The organism is Halomonas sp. SIMBA_159, assembly GCF_046536035.1.
GTDB lineage: Bacteria > Pseudomonadota > Gammaproteobacteria > Pseudomonadales > Halomonadaceae > Vreelandella > Vreelandella venusta_A.
Map to the genome: position 1 here is coordinate 1 of NZ_JAWJBT010001401.1, position 243 is coordinate 243.

Below are 243 nucleotides of genomic sequence, written 5' to 3' on the forward strand. Positions count from 1 at the left end.
GTCGAAGGCGACACTGACGGCCAATGCCAGAGCCTTGCTCAATAATGGCTATTTTTTGTTTGGTGCCAGCCTGTGGCTTGGCTGGTCTGCGATTGGGCTTTTTCAGTACATCATCCGTGAGCGTTTAATCAACAACGGTAACAAGCAAGGGGCGGCTATGGTTCGTCCTTTCCTGACCTTTATCCGTATCATTTTGCTGATCTTTGCTGTGTTGTCCTGGATGGAATACCAGGGTTTCAATGC

At 49.0% G+C, this 243-nt stretch carries 1 protein-coding gene; it reads left to right on the forward strand.

All coding sequences use genetic code 11. From position 1 onward, the window contains the following. Window positions 1-243: hypothetical protein (locus R0J87_RS23855; RefSeq protein WP_498889502.1), on the forward strand; the 243-nt coding region annotated here is incomplete at both ends.